Source organism: Candidatus Eisenbacteria bacterium (genome assembly GCA_030017955.1).
In the GTDB taxonomy this organism is placed as follows: Bacteria; Eisenbacteria; RBG-16-71-46; order JASEGR01; family JASEGR01; genus JASEGR01.
The window spans coordinates 1-3,481 of record JASEGR010000139.1 but is presented as its reverse complement, the minus strand read 5'-3'; the positions used below and the strand labels follow the sequence as shown (position 1 = coordinate 3,481).

General features: G+C 52.8%; 2 protein-coding genes and 1 pseudogene. 2 read left to right on the top strand and 1 reads right to left on the bottom strand.

Annotation, left to right across the window (positions count from 1 at the left end; all coding sequences use genetic code 11):
- The first annotated feature begins 118 nt into the window (after nt 1-118).
- Nucleotides 119-2,734: a CheR family methyltransferase gene (locus QME66_12935; GenBank protein MDI6809855.1), complete on the top strand. Its 2,616-nt coding sequence runs from the start codon at nt 119-121 to the stop codon at nt 2,732-2,734.
- Here QME66_12935 and QME66_12930 read toward each other — a convergent pair.
- A pseudogene (locus QME66_12930) lies at nt 2,713-2,787 on the bottom strand (hypothetical protein). The gene QME66_12935 and the pseudogene QME66_12930 overlap by 22 nt on opposite strands.
- Before the next feature lie 10 nt (nt 2,788-2,797).
- On the opposite strand from QME66_12930, the gene QME66_12925 reads away from it, so the two are divergent.
- Complete coding sequence (locus QME66_12925) at nt 2,798-3,409, top strand: chemotaxis protein CheB (GenBank protein MDI6809854.1); 612 nt, start codon at nt 2,798-2,800, stop codon at nt 3,407-3,409.
- Nucleotides 3,410-3,481: the final 72 nt, after the last annotated feature.

Here is a 3,481-nt window from a genome sequence, read left to right as displayed (position 1 = left end):
GAAAAATAAAACGAAACCGTTGAGTGGCAGTCTTAAAAGAAGAAAGCCTTCTCCTCCCCTTGCTCAAAGGGAGGGAAAGTCAACCACTCTAACCTCAGCCGCTCTTTTAAGTTCCCCCATGAGCGGCAATAAAAAGAGGGAAAAAAAATCCGGTTTGTTAAAAGACTCTTTCGCCTGTAAAAAGAGTCTTTTTCCCGTCGTCGGCATCGGCGCTTCCGCAGGCGGATTGGAGGCCATCGAGCAATTTCTGAGAAAAGTGCCCGCAAACAGCGGCTTGGCCTTTGTCATCATTCAGCACATGGATCCAACCCACAAAGGAATCATGCACGAGCTGCTCGGCCGCGCCACTTCGATGAAGGTTTTTCAGGTCAGAGACCGGATGCGGATCAAACCCGATTGCGTCTATGTGATTCCACCCAACAAAGATATGTCCCTTCTGCACGGTGTGCTGCATCTATTCGAACCGCAGGCGCCCCGCGGTTTGCGCCTGCCCATAGATTATTTCCTGCGTTCGCTTGCCGAAGACCGGCAGGAGAGCAGTATCGGAGTTATCCTTTCCGGCATGGGTTCGGACGGAACCATGGGACTGCGGGCGATCAAAGAAAAAATGGGTCTGGCGGTGGTGCAGGAACCTGCTTCGGCCAAATTCGACAGCATGCCCCGAAGCGCGATTTCTGCGGGACTTGCCGACCTGATCGCTCCGGCGGAGGCTTTGCCCGGGAAAATTATTGACTATCTCAGACATGCCCTTGTCATTTCCAAAACCGAATTCACTCTGGAGGAAAAAGAACTGAGCGCACTGGAGAAAGTTCTTATCCTGCTGAGGAGTAAGACCGGTCACGACTTTTCCATGTACAAGAAAAACACCGTTTACCGGCGAGTAGAGCGGCGTATGAGCATTCACCAGATTAAACGGATCGCGGATTACGTGCGCTATCTGCAGGAAAATTCGCAGGAAGTGGAACTCCTCTTCAAAGAACTGCTCATCGGCGTAACCAGCTTTTTCCGCGACGAGAAGGCCTGGGAACATCTGCGCCAAAAAGCGCTTCCGGCGTTGCTTGCGGATCGTCAGGCCGGCAAAGCGCTACGCGCCTGGTCGGTCGGCTGTTCGACCGGTGAGGAAGCCTATTCGCTGGCCATGACCTTCAAGGAAACGCTGGAACAGCTCAAAGCGCCGGAAAATTTTAAATTGCATATCTTTGCCACCGATCTGGACCGGGAGACGATAGACAAAGCCAGGCAGGGGTTCTATCCGGATAACATCGCCGCGGACGTCTCCCCCGATCGCCTGAAAAGGTTTTTTATCCGGGAAGGCAACGGCTACCGGATCGCTAAGGAGATCAGGGAAATGGTGACCTTTGCCACGCAGAACGTCATCATGGACCCGCCCTTTACAAAACTGGATATCCTGATCTGCCGCAACCTTTTAATCTATCTGACGGCGGAGCTTCAGAAAAAACTCCTGCCGCTCTTTCACTACAGCCTGAATGCGGGCGGCGTTTTATTTCTGGGGAATTCGGAAACGGTCAGCGCCTTCCCCGATCTCTTCACGCCGCTCGACATCAAATCGCGGATTTTCCGGCGGCGGGAATCTGTTCTCACCGCCGAACAGGGGGTGTTTCCTACTTTCTTTGTCCACACCCCATCAGGAGTTACCAAGGAGTTAAATATGTTGAAACCCGTAGCCAATCTCCAGTCCCTCGCGGATCAATTGCTTCTGCAGCGCTTCTCCCCGCCCGCCGTTCTGGTGAACGACAAAGGGGACATCCTTTATATCAGCGGAAGGACGGGCAAATATCTGGAGCCGGCGTCCGGCAAGGCCAACTGGAACATTTTCGCCATGGCCCGTGAGGGGCTCCGTTTTGATCTCGGCAGCGCTTTCCAGAAGGCCCTCAGACAAAAAGGAGCGGTCACGGTCAGGGGGCTTGCCGTTGAGGAGGGCAACGACAAGAAGCAAGTTGATTTCACCGTCCAGGCCATCCAGGAGCCGGAGTCGCTGAGGGGCATGGTCATGATTGTCTTTACGGATGTGGCGGCGCCCCCGGAAAAGAAAGTGAAGGCCGTCGCGAAGAACGCGCCTGCCGGTCATGGCCGGATTGCGGAACTGGAGAAGGAACTCGGGCACCTGCGCGAAGAGCTACAGACGACCCGCGAGGAAATGCAATCCTCGCAGGAAGAACTCAAATCCGCCAATGAAGAACTGCAATCCACCAACGAGGAGTTGCAATCCACCAATGAAGAACTGACCACCTCCCGGGAAGAAATGCAATCCATGAACGAGGAACTGCAAACGGTAAACGCCGAACAGCAATCCAAGATGGATGAGCTTGCCTGGATTAACAGCGACATGAATAATCTGCTCAACAGCACTCAAGTCGTCACGGTGTTTTTGGATAACGACCTCCATGTCCGGCGCTTCACGCCCGGGGCCGACAAAATCTTCAAGCTGATTCCGGGCGACGTGGGACGGCCGCTTTCCGATATCGTCAACGATCTGCTCTATCCCGGGATGACCGAAGAAGCGCGGGAAGTGCTGCGCACGCTGGTCTTTTCGGAAAAACAGATCACCACTGATGATGGACGCTGGTTTTCCGTGCGCATTATGCCCTATCGTACCCTGGAGGACGTCATCGGCGGCGTGGTGATCACCTTTTCAAACATTACCGAAACCAAGACACTGGAAGCCGAATTGCGCGACGAGATTGCAAAAGTGAAAAATGAAGATAGAAGATAGAAGACAGAAGACAGAAGACAGAAGACAGAAGACAGAAGACAGAAGACAGAAGAGTGATTCTCGATGGAATCTAAGCGTTTTGCGAAAGATTTTCCGGTTGTTTGTGTGGGCGGTTCGGCCGGCGGCCTCGATGCCTATACCCGTTTACTAAAGCATCTGCCTGCCGATATGGGTGTTGCTATAGTCATCGTCAATCACCTGAGAACCACAGCCACATTGCTCCACGAGCTTCTTCCACGCTATACGAAGATGCCGGTTGAACTGATCACGGAAAGTTTACTCATCGAGCCTAACCATGTGTTCATCATTCCGGAACAGCGTGATTTGCACGTTCAAGATGGAGAGTTCCGTTTAAAGCCGATATCAAAGCCTCGGGGATGGCCCGACGTGATTACGGTTTTTCTGCGTTCCCTGACTGAGAACTGGGACGGCAAACTTATCGCTGTCATTGTCTCCGGCTATGATGGTGACGGGGCGGCAGCACTGTGCGGCATCAAAGAAGTTGGGGGCATTACCATCGCACAAAAGCCTGACACAGCCGTGCAGCCGGATATGCCTGAAAGCGCCATAGCAAGCGGGTGTATAGATTTTATTCTTTCACCTGAAAATATCGCGTCAGAAATTGTAAGAATTGCGCGAGGAGATGAAAGACAGAAGACAGAAGACAGGAGATAGAATACAGGAGACAGAATACAGGAGACAGGAGACAGGAGACAGGAGACAGGAGACAGGAGACAGGAGACAGGA

Excerpts from the sequence above, each read along its gene's own strand:
- QME66_12935 (MDI6809855.1), top strand. The coding sequence starts at position 119 with ATGAGCGGCAATAAAAAGAGGGAAAAAAAATCCGGTTTGTTAAAAGAC.
- QME66_12925 (MDI6809854.1), top strand. The coding sequence starts at position 2,798 with ATGGAATCTAAGCGTTTTGCGAAAGATTTTCCGGTTGTTTGTGTGGGC.